The following is a 1,443-nucleotide window of genomic DNA, read 5'->3' as shown; positions in this document are numbered from 1 at the left end:
CGTCGGGTGCGTGCTCCCGGCGTGCCGGCCGGCAGCGGGCGTACGGGACGTACCCGGGCTTGCGGCCGGTGCGGTGAGCGGGCGTGCCGGGCGTCGCGGCGGGGCGGACGCCGCCTGCCGCGGCACCAGGTCGGGGGCCGGGAGCGCGGCCCGGTCCAGCTTGCCGTTGCCGGTCAGCGGCAGGGCGGGCAGGACGCTCCAGGCGCGCGGCACCAGGTATTCCGGGAGCCGGGCCGTGAGTTCCTCGGCCAGGAGGTCGGCGTACGCCTGCCGGTCGTCGGCGGCCGTGCCGATCGGGTCGGCGGGGACGGCGTAGGCCGCGAGGTACGCCTCGCCGCGGTCGTCGCGGCGGCCGAGCACGGTGGCCTCCCGGACCCCGTCCAGGGCGGTGAGCACCCGGGCGGTCTCCTCCGGCTCGACCCGGAAGCCGCGGATCTTCACCTGGTCGTCCACCCGGCCGCGGAACTCCAGGGTGCCGTCGGCGCGCCAGCGCACCAGGTCGCCGGTGCGGTAGCGGCGTGCGCCGGGCCCGCCGTCCGGGTCGGGCGCGAAGCGCTCGGCGGTGAGTCCGGGCCGGTGGAGGTAACCGGCGGCGACACCGGGGCCCCCGACGTACAACTCGCCCGTGGTGCCCACCGGGACGGGGTCGCCGAGGGGGTCGAGCACGCTCAGCGTCACGTTGTCGGCGGGGCGTCCGACGGGGACGGGACCGGCGGGTCCCCCGCCGTCCGGGGGGACGGTGTGCGTGGTGCACAGCACGGTGATCTCGGTGGGCCCGTACACGTTCAGCGTCTCGTAGGGGGCCTCGGGGCGCGGCCCGGTGCGCAGGACGTCGCCGCCGACGAGGAGGTGGCGCAGGGCCGGCTGGTCGGCCGGCGGCAGCCGCAGGACCTGTTCGCCCAGGACGGTGGGCAGGATCGAGAGGGTGACGCCCTGCGCGGTGAACCAGCGGGCCAGGGCCAGGGGGTCGCGCCGCAGGTCCTCGTCCGCGACGGTCACCGAGGCGCCCGCGGTCAGCGCGGGCCAGATCTCCAGGACCGAGGCGTCGAAGCTCTGGCTGCACACGGCGGCGACGCGGTCGGCCGGGGTGAGGGAGAAGCGCCGGTGGTGCCAGGCGCACAGGTCGGCGACGCCCTCGTGGGTCAGGACCACGCCCTTGGGGGTGCCGGTGCTGCCGGAGGTGTACAGGACGCAGCACGCGTCCGCGCCCGTGTCGTCCGGGGCGGGGTACGGGCCCCGCGGGGCGGTGTCCGGCGGGAGGACGGTGACGCCGTCGGGCAGTTCGAGGGCGTCCGCCGGTCCGGGCGCGGACACCACGAGGCGGGCCCCGCACTCGGCGACGACCTGCTCGGCGCGGGCCCGGCCGAGGGACGGGTCGAGCGGCACGTAGGCGCAGCCGGCCCGGAGCACGGCGAGCATGGCGACCACGAGGTCGGCCGAGCG

Annotated in this window: 1 protein-coding gene; it reads right to left on the bottom strand. The window is 78.0% G+C overall.

Annotated elements, in window-relative coordinates; all coding sequences use genetic code 11:
• On the bottom strand, positions 1-1,443 hold a 1,443-nt coding region (locus SZN_RS37080), incomplete at both ends, for an amino acid adenylation domain-containing protein (protein ID WP_007506509.1).

Source organism: Streptomyces zinciresistens K42, assembly GCF_000225525.1.
Classification (GTDB): domain Bacteria; phylum Actinomycetota; class Actinomycetes; order Streptomycetales; family Streptomycetaceae; genus Streptomyces; species Streptomyces zinciresistens.
This window is presented reverse-complemented; position numbering and strand designations above follow the sequence as displayed.